The 18,925-nt window shown below is 74.8% G+C and carries 16 protein-coding genes; 13 read left to right on the forward strand and 3 right to left on the reverse strand.

From position 1 onward, the window contains the following. Window positions 1-72 precede the first annotated feature (72 nt). Window positions 73-2,907 carry an aminomethyl-transferring glycine dehydrogenase gene (gene gcvP, locus V9U69_RS16345; protein ID WP_442907796.1) on the forward strand — a complete coding sequence of 945 codons (2,835 nt, stop codon included), beginning with the start codon at window positions 73-75 and terminating at the stop codon, window positions 2,905-2,907. 9 nt (window positions 2,908-2,916) lie between these two features. Here gcvP and V9U69_RS16350 read toward each other — a convergent pair whose 3' ends face one another. After that, window positions 2,917-4,320: a glucose-6-phosphate dehydrogenase gene (locus V9U69_RS16350; RefSeq protein ID WP_337062917.1), complete on the reverse strand. Its 1,404-nt coding sequence runs from the start codon at window positions 4,318-4,320 to the stop codon at window positions 2,917-2,919. 247 nt (window positions 4,321-4,567) lie between these two features. Continuing rightward, window positions 4,568-4,996, reverse strand: coding sequence for a hypothetical protein (locus V9U69_RS16355; RefSeq protein WP_337062918.1), 429 nt, complete (start codon window positions 4,994-4,996; stop codon window positions 4,568-4,570). 211 nt (window positions 4,997-5,207) lie between these two features. Between V9U69_RS16355 and V9U69_RS16360 the strand changes: the two genes are divergently transcribed. From V9U69_RS16360 to V9U69_RS16405, 10 genes are read left to right on the forward strand one after another with little or no spacing between them, the layout of a single operon-like run. Then, window positions 5,208-7,142, forward strand: a complete 1,935-nt coding sequence (locus V9U69_RS16360; protein WP_337062919.1) for a methyl-accepting chemotaxis protein — start codon at window positions 5,208-5,210, stop codon at window positions 7,140-7,142. Window positions 7,143-7,168: 26 nt separating this feature from the next. After that, a complete protein-coding gene (locus tag V9U69_RS16365; protein WP_337062920.1) occupies window positions 7,169-8,830 on the forward strand; it encodes a chemotaxis protein CheW in 1,662 nt (553 codons plus the stop codon). 17 nt (window positions 8,831-8,847) lie between these two features. Next, complete coding sequence (cheB, locus tag V9U69_RS16370) at window positions 8,848-9,960, forward strand: chemotaxis-specific protein-glutamate methyltransferase CheB (protein WP_337062921.1); 1,113 nt, start codon at window positions 8,848-8,850, stop codon at window positions 9,958-9,960. A gap of 57 nt (window positions 9,961-10,017) precedes the next feature. Further along, the gene (locus tag V9U69_RS16375) at window positions 10,018-10,632 is read left to right on the forward strand and encodes a HEAT repeat domain-containing protein (protein WP_337062922.1); all 615 of its coding nucleotides are present in this window, start codon (window positions 10,018-10,020) and stop codon (window positions 10,630-10,632) included. Next, on the forward strand, window positions 10,629-11,507 hold the full coding sequence (locus V9U69_RS16380; protein ID WP_337062923.1) for a CheR family methyltransferase: 879 nt from the start codon (window positions 10,629-10,631) through the stop codon (window positions 11,505-11,507). The genes V9U69_RS16375 and V9U69_RS16380 overlap by 4 nt, the downstream gene beginning before the upstream one ends. Beyond that, window positions 11,504-11,959 carry a response regulator gene (locus tag V9U69_RS16385; RefSeq protein ID WP_337062924.1) on the forward strand — a complete coding sequence of 152 codons (456 nt, stop codon included), beginning with the start codon at window positions 11,504-11,506 and terminating at the stop codon, window positions 11,957-11,959. Before V9U69_RS16380 ends, V9U69_RS16385 begins: the two co-directional genes overlap by 4 nt. Then, on the forward strand, window positions 11,956-14,406 hold the full coding sequence (locus tag V9U69_RS16390) for a chemotaxis protein CheA (RefSeq protein WP_337062925.1): 2,451 nt from the start codon (window positions 11,956-11,958) through the stop codon (window positions 14,404-14,406). Before V9U69_RS16385 ends, V9U69_RS16390 begins: the two co-directional genes overlap by 4 nt. Next, window positions 14,387-14,710 (forward strand): hypothetical protein, encoded by a 324-nt coding sequence (locus V9U69_RS16395; protein ID WP_337062926.1) that lies wholly within the window; start codon window positions 14,387-14,389, stop codon window positions 14,708-14,710. Before V9U69_RS16390 ends, V9U69_RS16395 begins: the two co-directional genes overlap by 20 nt. Continuing rightward, window positions 14,707-15,075 (forward strand): response regulator, encoded by a 369-nt coding sequence (locus V9U69_RS16400; protein ID WP_337062927.1) that lies wholly within the window; start codon window positions 14,707-14,709, stop codon window positions 15,073-15,075. Before V9U69_RS16395 ends, V9U69_RS16400 begins: the two co-directional genes overlap by 4 nt. A 27-nt stretch (window positions 15,076-15,102) precedes the next feature. Next, window positions 15,103-16,092, forward strand: a complete 990-nt coding sequence (locus V9U69_RS16405; RefSeq protein WP_337062928.1) for a methyl-accepting chemotaxis protein — start codon at window positions 15,103-15,105, stop codon at window positions 16,090-16,092. A 95-nt stretch (window positions 16,093-16,187) separates the two neighbouring features. Here the strand turns inward: V9U69_RS16405 and V9U69_RS16410 are convergent, their stop codons facing one another. Beyond that, complete coding sequence (locus V9U69_RS16410) at window positions 16,188-16,739, reverse strand: hypothetical protein (RefSeq protein ID WP_337062929.1); 552 nt, start codon at window positions 16,737-16,739, stop codon at window positions 16,188-16,190. Window positions 16,740-16,825: 86 nt separating this feature from the next. On the opposite strand from V9U69_RS16410, the gene V9U69_RS16415 reads away from it, so the two are divergent. Further along, window positions 16,826-17,641 carry an MBL fold metallo-hydrolase gene (locus V9U69_RS16415; RefSeq protein WP_337062930.1) on the forward strand — a complete coding sequence of 272 codons (816 nt, stop codon included), beginning with the start codon at window positions 16,826-16,828 and terminating at the stop codon, window positions 17,639-17,641. A 129-nt stretch (window positions 17,642-17,770) separates the two neighbouring features. Further along, the gene (locus V9U69_RS16420; RefSeq protein ID WP_337062931.1) at window positions 17,771-18,856 is read left to right on the forward strand and encodes an arabinan endo-1,5-alpha-L-arabinosidase; all 1,086 of its coding nucleotides are present in this window, start codon (window positions 17,771-17,773) and stop codon (window positions 18,854-18,856) included. The last annotated feature ends 69 nt before the right edge of the window (window positions 18,857-18,925 follow it).

Consider the following 18,925-nt stretch of genomic DNA (forward strand, 5'->3'; position numbering starts at 1 on the left):
ACCGCCACCGCACCCGCCACCGCACCCGCTGGAACCACCGCTGCGCCGACCGCCCTCGACGCGCCGGGCCCGCTGCCGTTCAGCGCCCGCCACACCGGCCCGGACGCCGCCGAGGCCGCCCGGATGCTCGCCACCGTCGGCGTCGCCGACGCCGAGGAGCTCGTGCGCCGCGCCGTGCCGGCGGGGATCCTCGACGCCCCCGGTGCCCTGGACCTGCCGCCCGCCCTGGACGAGTCGTCGGTGACGGCGGCCCTGCGCGAGCTGGCCGGCCGCAACCGGGTGGTGCCCTCGATGATCGGGCTGGGGTACCACGGCACCCGCACCCCGGCGGTGGTGCGGCGCAACGTGCTGGAGGACCCCTCCTGGTACACCGCCTACACCCCGTACCAGCCGGAGATCTCCCAGGGGCGCCTGGAGGCCCTGCTGAACTTCCAGACCGCGGTGGCCGACCTGACGGGCCTGGCCGTGGCGAACGCCTCCCTGCTGGACGAGGGCACCGCCGCCGCGGAGGCGATGGCGCTGGCCCGGCGCGTCTCGAAGGCGCCCGCCGGTGCGGTGTTCGCCGTGGACGCGGACGTGCTGCCGCAGACGCTGGCGGTGCTGCGCACCCGTGCGGTGCCGGTGGGGATCGAGCTGGTGAGCGTGGACCTGGACGCGCCGGACCCGCTGGCGGTGCTGGGGGAGCGGGCGCTGTTCGGGCTGCTCGTGCAGTACCCCGGCACCTGCGGGCGCGTGCGCGACCTCGAGCCGGTCGTGGCCGCCGCGAAGGAGCGCGGTGCCGTGGCCGTGGCCGCCGCGGACCTGCTGGCGCTGGCGCTGCTGCGCGCCCCCGGCGAGTTCGGCGTGGACGTCGCCGTCGGCTCCGCGCAGCGCTTCGGGGTGCCGATGTTCGCCGGGGGCCCGCACGCCGCGTTCATGGCCGTGCGCGCCGGGCTGGAACGCTCGCTGCCGGGCCGGCTGGTGGGCGTCTCCAGGGACGCCGACGGGGCTCGCGCGTACCGGCTGGCGCTGCAGACGCGCGAGCAGCACATCCGCCGCGACAGGGCCACGAGCAACATCTGCACCGCGCAGGTGCTGCTGGCGGTGATGGCCGGCTGCTACGCCGTGCACCACGGCCCGCGGGGTCTGCGCGCGATCGCCGCGCAGGTGGCCGGCACCGCCGCGCGGGTGGCGGCGTCGCTGCGCGCGGGTGGTGTCGAGGTGGTGCACGAGGAGTTCTTCGACACCGTCCTGGCCCGCGTGCCCGGCCGCGCCCGTCAGGTCGTCGCCGCGGCGCTGGCGGCCGGGGTGAACCTGCGGCTCGTGGACGACGACCACGTCGGCCTCACCTGCGGCGAGACCACCACCGCCGAGCACGTCGCGGCGGCGCTGGCCGGTTTCGGCCTGACCACGGCCGGGGAGGCGCCCGCCCACGCGCTGCCGGCGCCGCTGCTGCGCACCTCCGGGTTCCTGACGCACCCCGTGTTCTCGCAGCACCGCTCGGAGACGGCGATGCTGCGCTACCTGCGCCGCCTCTCCGACGCCGACTACGCCCTGGACCGCGGGATGATCCCGCTGGGCTCGTGCACGATGAAGCTGAACGCCACCACCGAGCTGGAACCGGTGTCCTGGCCGGAGTTCGCCGACCTGCACCCGTACGCCCCGGCCGACCAGCTCGCCGGCACCGCGCAGCTCGTGGCCGACCTGGAGCGCTGGCTGGCGGAGGTCACCGGCTACGACGCGGTCTCGCTGCAGCCCAACGCCGGCTCGCAGGGCGAGTTCGCCGGGCTGCTGGCGATCCGCGCGCACCACCGCTCCCGCGGCCAGGCGCACCGCACCGTCTGCCTGATCCCCAGCTCCGCGCACGGCACGAACGCCGCCAGCGCCGTCATGGCCGGCCTGCGCGTCGTCGTCGTCGCGTGCGACGACGAGGGGAACGTCGACCTGGACGACCTGCGCGCGAAGGTCTCCCAGCACGCCGACGACCTCGCGGCGATCATGGTGACGTACCCGTCCACGCACGGGGTGTACGAGGAGTCGATCCGCGAGGTGTGCGCGCTGGTGCACGACGCCGGCGGGCAGGTGTACGTCGACGGCGCGAACCTCAACGCCCTGGTGGGCCTGGCCCGCCCCGGCCGGTTCGGCGCGGACGTCTCGCACCTGAACCTGCACAAGACGTTCTGCGTCCCGCACGGCGGTGGCGGCCCCGGCGTCGGCCCGGTCGCGGTGCGCGCGCACCTGGCGCCGTTCCTGCCCGCCACCTCCCCGGACGCCGACCCCGAGCGCGTCGGCATGGTCTCCGCCGCGCCGTTCGGCTCCGCCGGGATCCTGCCGATCTCGTGGGCGTACGTGCGGCTCATGGGCGCCGAGGGGCTGCGCGCCGCCACGGTGCAGGCCGTGCTCAGCGCCAACCACGTCGCCGCCCGGCTGCAGGAGGCGTACCCGGTGCTGTACCGCGGGCCCGGCGGGTTCGTCGCCCACGAGTGCGTCCTGGACCTGCGGCCGATGACGAGGACCACCGGCGTCACCGTCGAGGACGTCGCCAAGCGGCTCATCGACTTCGGGTTCCACGCGCCGACGATGTCGTTCCCCGTCGCCGGAACCCTCATGGTCGAGCCCACCGAGAGCGAGGACCTCGCCGAGATCGACCGGTTCTGCGACGCGATGCTCGCCATCGCCGCCGAGGTCCGCGAGATCGAGCGCGGCCGCTGGGCGGTGGCCGACTCCCCGCTGCGCAACGCCCCGCACACGGCCGCGTCCCTGACGGGGGAGTGGGACCACCCGTACAGCCGCGAGGAGGCCGTCTACCCGGGCGGTGCCGACCCGCGCGCGAAGTACTGGCCGCCGGTGCGCCGCATCGACGGCGCCGCCGGCGACCGCAACCTCGTGTGCTCCTGCCCGCCGCTGGAGGAGCTCGCCGAGGGGTGAGCGACGCGGTCAGCGCCCGTCCGCCCCGGCGAGGGCGGGCGGGCCGGCGGGGCCGTCGCTGCCGGCCGGGTACTCCTGCAGCGGCGCCGCCCCGCGCTGCCAGGCCGTCAGCACCGGCTCGACGATCCGCCAGCCCTCCTCGGCCTCCGCCGCGTGCGCCGACAGCCGCGTGTCACCGGCCAGGACCGCCAGCAGCAGCTGCCCGTACGGGCCCGGTTCCTGCCGCGCCAGGTCGGCACCCATCTCCACGGCCTCCAGCTCGAACGGGTCACCGGCGCCGTTGAGGTCGAAGCGCAGCGAGACCCGGTCGGGGTCCAGCTGCAGGCGCAGCTCGTTGCGGTGCGGGCGAGGGCCCTCGAACACCGCGTGCGGCACCTCCGCGAAGCGCACGACCACCTCGCGCCGGTCGGCCCCCAGCGCCTTGCCGGTGCGCAGCCGGAACGGCACGCCCGCCCAGCGCCAGGTGTCCACGTGCAGCACCACCTCGGCGTACGTCTCGGTGCCGCGCCCGGCGTCGACGCCGGGCGCGTCGGCGTAGGCGGCCACCTCGCGCCGGCCGTGCCGGCCGTCGACCGTGCCCGCCGTGTACCGCCCGCGAGCGGTGCAGCGGGCCACCTCGTCGTCGTCGAGGGTCCGCACGGCGCGCAGCACGTCCACCTTGCGGGCGCTGAGGTCCGCCGGGCGCATCGACTGCGGCGGCTCCATCGCCACGTACGCCAGCAGCTGCAGCAGGTGGTTCTGCACCATGTCCCGCAGCGCCCCGGAGCGGTCGTAGTAGCTGGCGCGGGACTGCGCGTCCACGGTCTCGTCGAAGACGATGTCGACGGACTCCACGTGGGTGCGGTTCCACACCGACTCGAACAGGCGGTTCGCGAAGCGCAGCCCCAGCACGTTCAGGACGGTCTGCTTGGCCAGGAAGTGGTCCACCCGGAACGTGCGGTCCTCGGGCACCACGCGCCCCAGCGCCGCGTTCAGGCGCTCGGCGCCGGCCAGGTCCTCCCCGAAGGGCTTCTCCACGACGACGCGCGCGTGCGGCGGCAGGTCGCACTCCCCGAGCGCGGCGACGACCCGCTCGAACAGCACGTGCGGCAGCGCCAGGTACACCACCACCGGTTCGCCGTCGCCGGCGCGCTCGAGGGCGCTGCGCAGCACCGCGGGGTCCGTGACGTCCCCGTGGACGTAGGCGGCGGTGCCGGCCAGCTCCTCGCGCACCTCCTGCGGTGCGTCGCCGGCGCCCTCGTCGAGGGCGCCGCGCACGTGGCGGCGGAAGGCGTCGTCGTCGAGGTCGTCCTGGGCCACGCCGACCAGGCGAACCCCGTCCGGGTGCAGCGGGACGACCTGGGCCAGGGCGGGCAGCAGGTAGCGGGCGGTCAGGTCCCCGGTGGCGCCGAGGACGACGAACTGCGCGGTCACGGAAGCTCCTCACGGTCGTTCTGGTGCGTCCGCGCACCAGCACACCAGCTGCGCGCCCCGCCCGCGCGCCGGGCAGCGCCCGGGGACCACCGCGGGGTGATCGCCGTGGAGCGGCTGCGGGACCCGTTGGGCCCCGCTCTCCGGCCACCGGTGTCGACGGCTGCCCGGACGGTGGTGCCGCACCGCGGCGCCGGCGCGTGGCCGAGGCACCCGCCGGCGCGCGAGGCCGGGGGCGCCACCCGCAGGGTCAGCGGGACGGCCGGGGTTCCACCGCGAGAGGGGTGACCCGCCGGCGGGCGCCGGTCGCCGGTGGCGTGCGGGACTTCAGCAGCGCGGACACGCGCTGGCGCGTGACGCCGAACAGGTGGGCGATCTCCTCGACGTGCAGGCCCTCGTCGGCCAGCGCCTGCGCCTGCTCACGCCGGTAGCGGCCGCCCGCGTCGCTCAGGGTGCGCGCGGCGCTGCTGAGCAGTTCCACGATCAGCGGCCGCTGCTTGCCGGCGAGGATCCGGGCGTAGGGCGCTCCGGCGGCGCGGTGCTGCGCGACCAGGTCGGCGCGGGCGACGACCTGTTCCAGCAGTTCGATGGTGGCCAGGGCCTGCTCGCGCAGGTGCGCCAGCGCCTGCGCGGTCGGGTCGTCCGCCTCTGCGCCGGGGCGGACGAGTGGAGTGCTCATGCGCTGTCCTCGGCACCGGGGTGCCGTTCCTGAACCCCTTCCCCGGACCGTTCGTCGAACCGTTCCTCGAGCCGCCCTTGCAACGGGGGTTCAAGACGACGTCCCGCCCGGCCGATGGATGTGGTGAAGCGCCCCGGCTCCACCAGCGGGAGCGAGGGCTTCTACCGCCGCTGGCCCCAGCGGACCCTCCACCTCGAAGGAAGCGGCTTCCATGCCCCTCACGAAGAACGGCGTCAAGGCGAGCGTCCCCGCTGCCCGGAGCGCCCTCAGCACCCCCGCCGCTCCGGCGCCCCGCAAGGACGCCCGTGAGTCCGACGAGGCGCGCCGCCGCGCCCGCACGGTCGCCAAGCAGCAGCAGGCCGCCGAGCGCATCGCCGCCGCGACCACCGAGCTGGCCGCCTCGACCGCGCAGTCCGCGGAGGCCTCCCGCCAGCTGCGCGACGCCATGCAGCAGATCGCCGCCGGCGCCGAGGAGGCCTCGGGCGCCACGCAGGAGTCGCTGGCCGCCACCAACCAGGTCGCCGGTCGCATCCGCACCCAGCAGGAGACCAGCAAGCGCGTCCAGGCCACCACCGCCAAGCTGCAGACGCTGCTCGGCGAGACCGCCGAGGGCATCAGCAACCTGGTCGCCAACGTCGGTGAGGCCGCGGACCGCCAGACCGCGTCGGTGGAGATGATCACCGAGCTGGAGAAGCAGGCCGAGGAGATCGGCACGATCGTCGCCGCCGTGGCGCGCATCGCCGACCAGACGAACCTGCTGGCCCTGAACGCCGCCATCGAGGCCGCCCGCGCCCGCCAGCACGGCAAGGGCTTCGCCGTCGTCGCCGACGAGGTGCGCACCCTGGCCGAGACCTCCGAGCGCTCCGCCAGCCAGATCCGCGAGCTCATCGACTCCATCCGCACCGGCGTCACCGCCGTCGCCGAGGGCGTGCAGGCCTCGGCCGACACCTCCCGCGGCGAGGTGGAGAAGGGCCGCGCCGTCACCGCCCAGCTCGCGCAGATCCGCGACGACATGGTCGTCATCCTCGACGGGGCCGGCGAGATCGCCGCCGCCGCCGCCCAGGCGGAGAAGGCCTCCCAGGACGCGCAGCTGCGCGCCGAGGAGATCGCCGCCGCCGCCGAGCAGCAGTCCGCCGCGGCCGAGGAGGTCCTGCAGACCGTCGACCAGCAGGGCGCCGCGCTGCAGCAGAGCGAGCAGGCCGCTGAGCAGCTCTCCGAGATCGCCGACGAGCTGCGCGGCAGCGCCGACATCGGCAAGAGCGCCGAGGAGGTCGCCGCCTCCGCCGAGGAGCTGGCCGCCGCCGCCGAGGAGATCAACCGCGCCGCGACGCAGATCTCCACCGCCATCACCGAGATCTCCAGCGGTGCGCAGGCGCAGTCCGCCAAGACGCAGGAGTCCTCCAGCGCCATCAACCAGATCGAGTCCGGCGCTCAGCTCGCCGAGAGCCGCGCCGGCGTGGCCGTGGAGAAGGCCGGCGAGATGATCGCGCAGCTGGGCACCAACAAGGACGCCGTCGACGCCATGATCACCGCGATCACCGCCGCGTCGGCCGCCGCCAAGGACAGCGTCAAGCAGGTCGTCGAGCTGGAGATCGTCTCCCGCAAGATCGACAAGATCGTCGACGCCATCGCCAACGTCTCCATCCAGACGAACATGCTGGCCGTCAACGGTTCCGTGGAGTCCGCGCGCGCCGGCGAGTACGGCAAGGGCTTCGCGGTCGTGTCCACCGACATCCGCAACCTGGCCCGCGACTCCGCCGACAACGCCGAGCGCATCAAGGACCTCGTCAAGGAGGTGCAGGACCGCATCGCCGCCGTGCGCGCGGACCTGGAGGAGACCTCCCGCCAGGCCCTCGTGGAGGTCGAGCGCGCCAAGGCCAGCACCGCCCGCCTCGTCGAGGTCGAGCGCGACATGGCCGACGTGCGCGAGGGCAACCAGGAGGTGCGTGCCGCGTCGGCCGAGATCGCCTCGGCGCTCGCGCAGGTCAAGACCGCCCTGGACCAGATCTCCTCGGCGGCCAACCAGGCCGACACCCTGTCCGGCCAGGCCTCCGCCGCCGCCCGTCAGCAGTCCACCGGCGCCGAGGAGCTCGCCACCGCCATCGAGGAGATCGCCGCCCTGGCCGACGAGCTGCAGCAGCCCTGACCCGCGCCGTACCGACGAGGAGTGCGATGAGCACCATGGAAGCCCCTCTGGAGGAGGGGACCGCCGCGCGTGCCGCGGCGGAGGCGGCGGGCTGGGACGAGGAGCCGCTGACGACCGGTGGGCCCGAGAGCCCCACCGGTGAGGACGAGGCCGACGGCACGAACGACTTCGTGACGTTCGAGATGGCGGGGGAGTCCTACGCGCTGCAGATGGAGCGCGTGCAGGAGATCATCCGGATGCCCGAGCTGATCCGGGTCCCGCTGGGCCCCGCCGCGCTGGAGGGCCTGGCCAACCTGCGCGGGCGGGTGCTGCCGGTGGTGAGCCTGCGCTCGTGCTGCGGGCTGGCCGGCACCGAGCACGACGAGGCCACCCGCGTCGTCGTCATCGAGGCCGCGGGCGCCACCCTCGGCCTCGTGGTGGACCGCGTCACCGCGGTCGTGTCGGTGGAGCCGGACCAGCTGGAGAGCGCCGACGGCGTGCAGAGCACCGTGCGCTCGGAGCTGCTGGCCGCGGTCCTGAAGGGCACCTCCGGCAAGCAGGGCTCGGGCCGCATGACGACGGTGCTGGACGTGCAGCGCCTGGTGCAGACCGAGTTCGCCGTCCTGGCCCGCAGGGTCGCCGCGAGCGGCGGGTCCAGCGGCTGGTCGCCGTCCTCGGCGGTGGCGGAGGAGGACTCCTCCGACACCCTGGAGCTGGTCAGCTTCGCCGTCGACGGGCAGGAGTACGCGCTGCCCATCGACCGCGTGCAGGAGATCGTGCAGGCGCCCGAGCGCGTCACGGCCGTGCCCAACGCGGCCGAGCGCGTCCTGGGCGTCATGGACCTGCGCGGCGGGCTGCTGCCCGTCGTCAGCCTGCGCCAGGTGTTCGGCCTGGAGGTCCCGGCCCTGCAGGCGCACAACCGCATCGTCGTGGTGACGGTCGAGCGCGAGGGCCGCGAGTCCCTCGTGGGCGTCGTCATGGACACCGTGCGCGAGGTGCTGCGGGTTCCGGCGGAACTGGTCGGCGCACTGCCGCACGTCGTCTCCGGCGGCGGCAGGAACCGCGAGGTGCAGTCGGTGTGCCGGCTGGAGGACGGCAAGCGCCTGGTGTCGGTCCTGTCGGCCGACTCGCTGGTCGACGTCGGCGACCTGTCCGAGGTCGGCGACACGGCGTCGGTCGTGACCCGCAAGCGCGACGAGGAGGATGGTGACGTGGTCGACGACGGCCGCGGGGACGACGAGCTGCTCGTCGTGTTCCGCCTGCAGGGCGAGGAGTACTGCGTGGCGGTCGACGCCGTGCAGGAGATCATCCGCGTCCCCGAGACGCTGATCCGGGTTCCCAAGACCCTCGACTTCGTCGAGGGCCTGGTCAACCTGCGCGGCGCGGTGCTCCCGGTCGTGGACCTGCGCACCCGCCTGGGCCTGGACCGCAGCGCCCGCGACGAGCGCCAGCGCATCGTGGTGCTCATCATCGGGGGCGTGCGCACTGGGTTCGTCGTGGACTCGGTCGCCGAGGTCCTGCGCGTCTCCGGCGCCGAGCTGGAGCTGGCACCGGAACTGTCGCCGGAGCAGGCCGAGGTCGTCACCCGCGTGGCGAACCTGCCCCGTCAGGAGCGCATGCTCCTCGTCCTGGAACCCGGCCAGCTGCTGGCCGGCGAGCAGGTCGCCCGGCTCGCGGACGAGGTGCCGGACTCGCCCACCGCGGCCTGAGCGGAGGAGTCGTACCGGTGGTCGGTTCGAACCTGAAGGTGCTCGTCGTCGACGACTCCGCCCTCATGCGCAAGGCGCTGAAGAACATGCTCACCGCCGACGGTGACGTCGAGGTCGTCCTCGCCCGCAACGGCGAGGACGCCCTCGAGGTCCTGGAGCGCGAGCAGCCCGACGTCGTCACCCTCGACGTCAACATGCCCGTCATGGACGGGCTGACCTGCCTGTCCAGGATCATGCAGGAACGCCCGGTCCCGGTGGTCATGGTCTCCTCGATCACCGAACAGGGGGCCGTGGTCACGCTGGAGGCCCTCGAGCTCGGCGCTGTCGACTACGTCGCCAAACCCGGCGGCACGGTCTCGATGAACCTGTCGGAGGCCGCCGAGGAGATCCGCCGCAAGGTGCGCCGCGCGGCCGCCGCGCGGGTGCGTCCCGGGTCGCTGACGGCGCGGTTGCGCCGCCAGCGCGAGGAGGCGTACGCCTCCTCGCGCCCGGTGCGCCCACGGGCGCGCACGGTGGCCGGTGCGGTGGGCGCCGGGGCGCCGGACACCACGCGCGCCGGCACCACCGACCTGGTCCTGATCGGGTCCAGCACCGGCGGCCCGGCGCTCCTGTCGGCGCTGCTGTCGCGGTTCCCGGCCGACTTCGCCCCGCCGGTCGTCATCGCCCAGCACATGCCGGCGTCGTTCACCGGCGCGCTGGCGAACCGGCTGGACGCCTCCTGCTCGCTCCCGGTGCAGGAGGTCACCGGCCTGGTGCCGGTGCTGCCCGGGCACGTGTACGTCGCCCGCGGCGACGCCGACGTGGTGCTCGGCCGGCGCGGGGGGGACCTCACGGTCCGCCCCGCACCCGCCGGCGCGGCGTACCGCTGGCACCCCAGCGTCGACCGGATGGTCGCCGGCGCGCTGGAGCACGTCGACCCGCGCCGCACCGTCGGCGTCCTGCTCACCGGCATGGGCGACGACGGCGCCGAGCAGATGGCGCAGCTGAAGGCCCGCGGCGGGCGCACGGTCGCCGAGTCCGAGGAGTCGGCCGTGGTGTGGGGCATGCCGGGCCAGCTCGTGGCCCGTGACGGCGCCACCCGCGTCCTGCACGCCGACCAGATCGCGGCGCAGGTCGTCGCCTGGAGCTGACCGGCTCCCGCGCGCCCCCGCGCGTCCCCCTTTCCCGCACCACCCCGAGGAGATGTCATGGGCCTGGTCAAGAAGGCCGCCGCCGAGGCGCCGGCCGAAGACCGGCGCGACGCCGGGCGCGACCCGGAGGGTCTGCTGGCGCAGCTGCGCAGCGCCGACCCCGAGGAGCGCCGGCGCGCCGCCCTCGACCTGGCAGGCGTCGCCGAGGCCGTGCCCGCCCTGCTGACGGCCGCCCGGGCCGAGCAGCAGCCGACGGTGCGCGACGCGGTCCTCACCACGCTCGCCGCGCACGACCTGCCCGAGGTGGCCCGCGAGCTCGCGGGCTGGCTCGGTGACGACGACGCCGCCCGGCGCAACGCCGCGGTGGTGACGCTCCAGGCCATGCCCACCGGAGCGGCGGCCGTCCTGGACGACCTCCTGGTGACCGGTGACGCGCGGGTGCGGACCCTGGCCGTCATGGTGATCAGCGCGCTCGTCCACCCGGGCGTGCCCGACTGGCTGGAGGCGGTCGTCGACGCCGACCCCGACGAGAACGTCGTGGCCGCGGCCGTCGACACCGCCCAGCAGCTGGAGGACGACCTGGCGCGGCAGCTGGCCACCGCGGCTGCCGCTCGCTTTCCCGCCAACCCCTACTTGCAGTTCCTCGCCACCCTGGCGGCGGGTGCTCGATGAGCCTGGCCAGCACCAGCGCCGTCGGTGGCCGGCTCACCGACGCGCAGTTCGCCCGCGTGCGCGAGTGGGTGTACCGACGCACCGGCATCCAGTTCGGCGACAACAAGCGGTACTTCGTCGACAAGCGCGTCACCAACTGCGTGCGCGACAACGGCGGCGACTTCAACCTGTGGTTCGCCTCCCTGCGCACCGGAGCGAACGAGCGCGTCGCGCAGCAGCTCGTCAACGAGCTGACGGTCAACGAGACGTACTTCCTGCGCGAGGACCACCAGTTCGACTCCCTGGTGCGCTCGGTGCTGCCGGGGATCGCGCAGCGCCGCCGCGCGACCGGCGACGGCAGCCCGATCCGCATCCTGTCCGTCCCCTGCTCCACCGGGGAGGAGCCGTACTCCATCGCGATCCGGTTGCTCTCGGACTGGCCCGGCATCGAGGAGTTCGACGTCGAGATCGTCGCCGCGGACATCGACACCCGCGTGCTCGAGCAGGCGCAGCGCGGCGAGTACGGGGCCCGCTCGATGCACCGCGTCCCGCCGGCCGTGCGCTCGGAGTTCTTCGAGCGCACCGAGGGGGAACGGTACCGCGTCCGCGGGGACGTGCGCGAGGCCATCGACTTCACCCTCGCCAACCTGACCGACACGGCGCAGATGCGGTCCTTCCGGGCCTTCGACGTCGTGTTCTGCCGCAACGTGCTCATCTACTTCGACGAGATCTCCTCGCGCCGCGCCGCGGAGAACCTCTTCGGCGCCCTGCGCCCCGGAGGCTTCCTCTTCCTCGGCCACTCCGAGTCCATGAGCCGCATCTCGCCCATCTTCGATCCCGTCCGGCTGCCGGAGGGGATCGCCTACCAGCGTCCCGCGATCGGAGCCACGGCATGAGCACCCCCACCGAGAACCCCGGGCACGACGGGCAGCCGTCGCGGGGCCTGGCCCTCGTGGTCGACGACGCGCCGACGGTGCGCCTGTACCACGGTGGCGTCCTGCGTTCGGCCGGTTTCACCGTCGAGGAGGCCGCCAACGGCTTCGAGGCGCTGGAGATGCTGCTGGCGCAGCGCTACGACCTCGTCGTCACCGACGTGAACATGCCCCACCTGGACGGCTACGCCCTGGTGCGCCGGTTGCGGGCCGAGGCGCTGACGCGCTCGGTGCCCGTCATCACCATCAGCACCGAGTCGCAGGAGTCCGACGCCGACGCCGCCTACGCGTCCGGCGCGAACCTGTACCTCGTCAAGCCCGTCGCGCCCGACCTGCTCACGCGCGTCGCGGACCTGTTCACCTCGCCCCTGCCGGCCTCAGCCGCAGCCGGCCCGACCACCGGGAGCCGGTCGTGACCAACCCCCTGCTCGTGCAGTTCGTCGCCGAGTCCGCCGACCTGCTCGCCGACGTCGACGAGGGCCTGCTGCGCCTGGAGGCCGACCCGGGCGACGCCGACCTCGTCAACGCCGTCTTCCGCGCGGCCCACACCTTCAAGGGTTCCTCCGGCCTGTTCGACCTGCCGGAGCTGACCCGGCTGACCCACGCCGCCGAGGACCTCCTCGACGCCGTGCGCGCCGGCCGGCTCGCCTTGAGCGGTGAGATGGTCGACGCCCTGCTGTGGGCGTTCGACACCGTGCGCCGCTGGATGCCCGTCATCGAGGCGACCGGCCGCACCCCCGAGGACGCCGGGCGCGAGGCCGACACCCAGTCGGCGATGCTGCGCTCGTGGCTGGGCGAGCCCGCACCCGTGGTGCACGAGGTCGCGCCCACCGGGCCGGTCGCGCCCGAGGCGCCCACCGACCTGCCCCGCTGGGTGCTGGACCTGCCCGCCGGGCACCTGGAGCAGCTGCGCACCTGGCTGGCGACGACGTCCTCGACCCTGCGCGCGGTGCGCTACGAACCCGACACCGAGTGCTTCTTCCGCGGCGAGGACCCCTTGAACCTGTTCCGCCAGGTGCCGGCCCTCGAACTGCTGCACACCGCGCCCGCCGAGCCGTTCGCCGGCATCGACGAGGTCGACGAGTACGAGTGCGTGCTGCGCTTCACCGCGCTGACCCGCGCCGCCGCCGGCGAGCTGGCGCACGTCTTCCGCTACGTGCCCGAACAGGTCGAGGTCGTCGAGGTCTCCGCCGCCAACCTCGGCCGCCTGCTCGACGGCACCCCCGCCGAGCCGGACGCGCCCGCCGAGCAGGACGCGGCCCCCGCTGCACCCGCCGCGGACCCGCTGCACGCGCTGCTGCTGCAGGCCCAGTGCCGCCTGCTGGCGCGCGTCGGCGCCGACGGCGACGACGTGGCGGACGGTCCCCCGGCCGGGGCGGCGCGCGTGCGCTCCGCCGCCGGGGTGGCGCTGCGCATCGCCACGGCCGCCGGCATCGACACCGCCCCCGGCGTCGCCGCCCTCGAGGAGTTCCTCGCCACCGGTTCCCCCGGTCCCCTGGTGGACTGGATCGCCGGGACCGCCGCCGGCGCCGGGACCCCGGCCCCGACTCTCGCCCAGCAGGGCGAGGCGGCCGCCGCGAGCCTGCCCGCCCCGCGCACCTCTCCCGAGGGCCCCACCGCGCGGACCGCGGAACCCGCCGCGGCTGCGGACGCCGCCCACGGCGAGGACCCCGCGCGCGCCTCGCGCGTGCTGAAGGTCGAGCAGGCCAAGGTCGACAAGCTGCTCGACCTGGTCGGCGAGCTCGTCGTCGCCAAGAACGCGCTGCCGTTCGTGGCGCAGGAGGCCGAGGACGCCGGCTCGCGCGCCCTGGCGCGCCGCGTCATGGACGAGTACGCCGTCGTCAGCCGCGTCAGCGAGGAGCTGCAGCAGGCCGTCATGGACGTGCGCATGCTGCCGGTGTCCACCGCTTTCGCCCGCGCCCCCCGCCTGGTGCGCGACCTGTCGCGCAAGCTGGGCAAGAAGGTGCGCCTCGTGCAGGAGGGCGAGGACACCGCCGCGGACAAGGACGTCATCGAGATGCTCACCGAGCCCCTCGTGCACCTGGTCCGCAACAGCCTCGACCACGGCATCGAGACCCCCGAGCAGCGCGCCGCCGCCGGCAAGCCCGAGGAGGCCACGCTCCTGCTGCGGGCCGCCCCCGACGGCGACGCGGTCCTGGTCGAGGTCGTCGACGACGGCCGCGGCATCGACACCGACGCGGTGCGCCGCAAGGCGTACGAGCGCGGGCTCATCAGCGAGGACGCGCTGGAGTCCATGCCGGACGAGGACGCCGCCCAGCTGATCTTCGCGCCCGGGTTCTCCACCGCGGAGGTCGTCTCCGACGTCTCCGGCCGCGGCGTCGGCATGGACGCGGTGCGCAGCTCCATCGAGCGCCTCGGCGGCTCCGTCACGACCGAGAACCGCCGCGGCCGGGGCCTGACGGTCCGCCTGCGCCTGCCGCTGACCATGGCGGTCTCGCGGGTGCTCCTGCTGACCGCCGGCGGGCAGCGCTTCGGCGTCCCGCTGGACGACGTGGTCGAGACGGTGCGCGTCGACGGCTCGGCCGTCACCCGCGTCGCCGGGCACCCCGTGCTCGCGCTGCGCGACGACGTCGTGCCCCTGGTGTCCCTGGGCGGCCTGCTCGGCACCGGCGGCGACCTGGGCGCGGAAGCGCTCAGCGTCCTCGTCGTGCGCACCACCACGGGCCCGCTGGGCCTCGTCGTGGACCGCTTCCACCAGAACACCGACGTCATCCTCAAGCCCCTGGAGGGCTTCCTCGCCGGCACCCCCGGCTACTGCGGCACCGCCCTGCTGGGAGACGGCCTCGTCCTGCTGGTCCTCGACGTCAAGGAGCTGAACAACCGTGCCGCTGCACTTCGCTGAGGGCACCGCCGTGCTGACCGGCACCGTGGTCGTCGACGAGGCCGAACCCCTCGCCGCGTGGCTGCGCGCCGCCGACGGTCCCGCCGTCGACCTCGCCGGGTGCGAGCACCTGCACACCGCCGCCCTGCAGGCGCTGCTGGCAGCGCGGGTCAAGGTGGCCGCCGCACCTGCCGATGACTTCCTCAGGGCCTGGGTCCTGCCGCTGCTGGGCCCGGCCCCCGCCGAGGAATCCGCCGAGACCCCCGCTGAGCCCCTCGCCGAGACCCCCGCCGAAACCCTCGCACCCGAAGAGGTCCCCTCATGACCACCGTGATGCTGGTCGACGACTCCCCGACCATGCTGATGAGCATCAAGTCCGTCCTGACCAAGGCCGGCATCTCCGTCGAGACCGCCGGCGACGGCCAGGAGGCCCTGGACCGCATCAGGGGCGGCCTGAAGCCGAACCTCGTCATCAGCGACGTGAACATGCCCCGCCTGGACGGCATCAGCTTCGTGCGCGAGGCCCGCAGGGCCGGACTGCGCTTCACGCCCATCCTGATGCTCACCACCGAGTCCGAGCAGTCCAAGCGCGACGAGGCCAAGGCCGCCGGCGCCACCGGCTGGCTCGTCAAGCCCGTGCAGCCGGAGGCGCTCATGACCGTCATCCGGCAGGTCGTGCCGGGGGCCTGAGTGTCCTGGTTCAGGAAGGGGGCTCCCGTGGCGGAGCAGTCGCCCGCCCCGGTCGACGCCGAACGCTCGGCCGAGGTGCTCGGGCGCTCGCAGGAGCTGATCGGGATCCTGTCCGACCAGCTCGGCGACGTCGTCTCCGTCACCGAGGAGGCCGCCTTCGGGGTCATGTCCGAGGTCCAGCAGGTCGACGGCGAGGTGGAGGCCCTCTCGAGCCTCGCGCAGGACCTCGTCCGGCTCAGCGCGGACGGCGCCAGCCAGGTCGCCGACCGCACCCGCGCCAGCGCGGCCGACGTCGCCGAGCTCGTCCAGATCGTCACCGACCGCGACAGCGCCGTGATGGACCTGGTCGGCGAGGTGCGGGCGCTCGACCACGAGGTCGACGCCATCGCCGCCGTCGCGCACGCCACCACGATCCTGGCGCTCAACGCCAAGATCGAGGCCGTGCGCGCCGGGGACGCGGGGGAGGGCTTCTCCGTCGTCGCCGACGAGGTGCGCGAGCTGTCCCGGCAGTCGGCCCAGGCCGCCGAGAGCATCCGCGCCGGCATCACCCGGGTCACCTCGCTCATGGAGGCCCGCATCGGTTCCGGCACCGGCACCGGCGGTGCCGGCTCCGCGCAGATCAGCGCCAAGCTCGAGAGCATCGCCGCCGCCCAGCAGGAGGCGGCGGCCGTGCTGTCCACCTCGGTGGAGGGCACCCGCGACGCGGCCGGCCGCATCGCCGGTTCCATCGAGGCGCTGGGCCTGCGCACCACGGCCGTCCTGGGGCAGGCGCAGTTCCAGGACATGACGCGCCAGGCGGTCGAGGGCGTCGTGGCGTCGCTGGGGGCGCTCGCCGGGCAGCTGGCGACTGTCGCGGAGCACCTGCGCGGCAGCGCGGACGCGGCGGCGCTGGCCCAGCTCGACGACGCCGTGGGCGCGTTGCGCTCCTCCTACGTGTCCCAGCGCCAGCGCGCGGTGCACGCGCAGCGCACCGGTGGCCGGGTCGAGGCGGTCACCGCGGCGATCGAGCTGTTCTGACCGCTCGATCGTCCCGACCCCCTGGGTGACACGCACGACGCCCCCGGCCGGTTCTCCGGCCGGGGGCGTCGTGCGTGCGCTGCCGGGGCGGGGCGCTACCCGGCCTGCGGCGGCACCGCGGTCTGCCCACCGGTGCGGCCGGACCCCAGCGCCTCCACCACGGCGGTGCGCCGCAGCGACTCCAGCTCCGCGGCCTGCCGGTCGGCGCGGTGCGCGAGCTCCTGCAGCTCCTCCGCGTCCAGCCGGGCGTCCTCCAGCGCCAGCTCCCGCAGCGCGCGCCACAACGCCCCCTTGCCCTGCACGCCCAGCGAGAGCATCTCCAGCTCGACCACCGAGCTCAGCGGGGAGCGGCGCAGCAGGCGGCCGTTCGTCTTCAGCGTCCCCAGCGCCTCGCCGGCCCGGCCCAGCGCCTGCAGCCGGCGGTCGGGCTCGACCCCCAGCGTGCGCATGAGGCGCGTCAGCGTGCGCCGGTCCTCGTCGACCTCCGCGGTCAGGCGCCCCAGGGCGCTGCCGGCGTCGGTGCCCCGGTGGCTGCGGGCCGCGCGGGCGAAGCGCGCCCGGCCGGCGGTCGCCCCGGCGAGGTGGTCGTTGAGGTAGATGGCCAGCAGGTGCTGCCGGTCCGGCGAGGGGGTGCGATCGTCGTCCACGCCGGTGCACTACCCGCGCGGGGGCGGGTGCAACCGCGCTCGCCGGCGCGCGGTTCCGCGCGGTGGTGGCGGGGTAGGGGAGCGGTGTGGAACCCTCGCCCCGGCAGCTGTCCCTGACCTTCGTCGGCACCGCCACGACGCTGGTGCGCTACGGCCCCCTGACGCTGCTGACCGACCCGAACTTCCTGCACCGCGGGCAGTACGCCTGGCTGGGCAAGGGCCTGGTCGCGAAGCGGCTGACCGACCCGGCGCTGGACGTGGGCGACCTGCCCCCGCTGGACGGGGTCGTCCTCTCGCACCTGCACGGCGACCACTTCGACCGGGTGGCGCGCCGGGGCCTGCCGCAGGACGTGCCGCTGCTGACCACCCCGCACGCCCGCCGCCGCCTCGCCGGGGTGCACGGGTTCACCGACGTCACGGGGCTGGGCACGTGGGAGTCGCGCACCCTGCGCCGCGGCGACGCCGAGGTGCGGGTGACGGCCGCGCCCGGGCGGCACGCGCCGGAACCCTGGCAGCGCCTGCTGCCGCCGGTGATGGGCAGCGTGTGGGAGTTCGGCCCGGTGGGCGGGCGGGCCGAGTTCACCGTCTACGTCTCCGGGGACACGCTGAACGTCCCCGAGCTGCGGGAGGTGCCGCTGCGCTACCCGGAGGTGGACCTGGCGGTGCTGCACCTGGGCGGCACCACCCTGCCGGGCGGGCTGGTGGTGACGATGGGCGGCGTGCAGGGTGCGGACCTGCTGCAGGTCGTGGACCCGGTGCGCGCCGTGCCGGTGCACGTGGACGACTACCGCCTCTTCCGCTCGCCGCTCTCGCACTTCCGCCGGGAGGTGGAGCGCCGGGGGATGGCCGAGGTGGTGCGCTACCTCGCGCGCGGGCAGACCGCGGTGTTCGACCCCCGCTGACCGCACCAACCGCTCCGGGGAGCGCACCGGCCGAACTCGCGGGCCGTCGCCTTTACAACGTTGTGAGCACCGGGCATGCTGCGAGGGCACTCGCACGCAGTGCGCTCGACGAGGAGCAGGAGGAAACCCGTGCCCCGACCCACGACCGGCGACGAGACGGTCCCCGTGCGGCGTCGCCGCAGCACCCTGGCCGCGGCCGCCGCGGCGCTGTGCCTGCTGACCGGTGCCGCCACCGCGAACGCCGCGCCGTCCGGCCCCCCGCCCAGCGGCAAGCTGCCCATGAGCGGGGACACCGGGAACTACGTGCCCGGCGTCGTCGACGACCCCGTGCACGACCCCACGCTGTTCAGCGACCGCGGCACCTACTACGTGTTCTCCACCGGCGTGGCGAACCCCGAGGACCCGGGCGGCGTCTTCGTGCGCAAGGCCACCGACCTGGCCGGTCCGTGGGAGTCCGTCGGCGCGATCGAGCTGCCGGAGTGGACGAAGGCGTACGGCGTCGGCCACCTGTGGGCTCCGCACGTCGTGCAGCGGGGCAACACCTTCTACCTGTACTACGCGGCGTCCTCGTTCGGCTCCAACAACTCCGCGATCGGGGTCGCCACCACCCGCACCCCCGGGGACCTGGACAGCTGGGTCGACCACGGCCCCGTGCTGCGCTCGGACACCGACGACGACTTCAACGCCATCGACCCGCAGGTCTTCTCCTCCGGCGGCCAGTGGTACATCGCCTTCGGCTCCTTCTGGACCGGCGTGAAGATCCAGCGGCTGGCGGACATGTTCACCCCGACCGGGCCCGTGATGGACCTGGCCAGCAACCCGGTCGACCCGCCGAACGCGATCGAGAACCCGCAGGTCTTCAAGCGCGGCGGGTACTGGTACCTCACCGTGTCCTGGGACTCCTGCTGCCAGGGCGTGAACAGCACCTACAAGACCGTCGTCGGCCGCTCGAAGAGCCCCACCGGCCCGTTCGTGGACCGCGACGGCGTCCCCATGACCGACGGTGGTGGCACCCTGCTGCTGGACCGGCGCGGGAACCAGGTCGGCACCGGAGCCCTCGACGTGCTCAACGACCGCGGGCGCACCTACGCCGTGCACCACTACTACGACGCCGCCACCGGCGGCACCATCCGCATGCAGATCCGCGAGGTGGAGTGGCGGGACGGCTGGCCGTACTTCAGCTACGGCCCGGGCGACGGCGCGCCGCCGTCGTGAGGCCGCCCGGGCGAGTCGACCCCGGCTCCCCGGGCCCGCGCGGCCGGCGCCCACCGGGGCGCCGGCCGC

It is taken from the genome of Kineococcus sp. G2, from assembly GCF_037154035.1.
Classification (GTDB): Bacteria; Actinomycetota; Actinomycetes; order Actinomycetales; family Kineococcaceae; genus Kineococcus.

Coding starts and splice junctions, on each gene's coding strand:
- V9U69_RS16355 (WP_337062918.1), bottom strand. CDS start 4,996: ATGAGCACTCCACTCGTCCGCCCCGGCGCAGAGGCGGACGACCCGACC.
- V9U69_RS16360 (WP_337062919.1), top strand. CDS start 5,208: ATGCCCCTCACGAAGAACGGCGTCAAGGCGAGCGTCCCCGCTGCCCGG.
- V9U69_RS16365 (WP_337062920.1), top strand. CDS start 7,169: ATGAGCACCATGGAAGCCCCTCTGGAGGAGGGGACCGCCGCGCGTGCC.
- V9U69_RS16375 (WP_337062922.1), top strand. CDS start 10,018: ATGGGCCTGGTCAAGAAGGCCGCCGCCGAGGCGCCGGCCGAAGACCGG.
- V9U69_RS16380 (WP_337062923.1), top strand. CDS start 10,629: ATGAGCCTGGCCAGCACCAGCGCCGTCGGTGGCCGGCTCACCGACGCG.
- V9U69_RS16385 (WP_337062924.1), top strand. CDS start 11,504: ATGAGCACCCCCACCGAGAACCCCGGGCACGACGGGCAGCCGTCGCGG.
- V9U69_RS16400 (WP_337062927.1), top strand. CDS start 14,707: ATGACCACCGTGATGCTGGTCGACGACTCCCCGACCATGCTGATGAGC.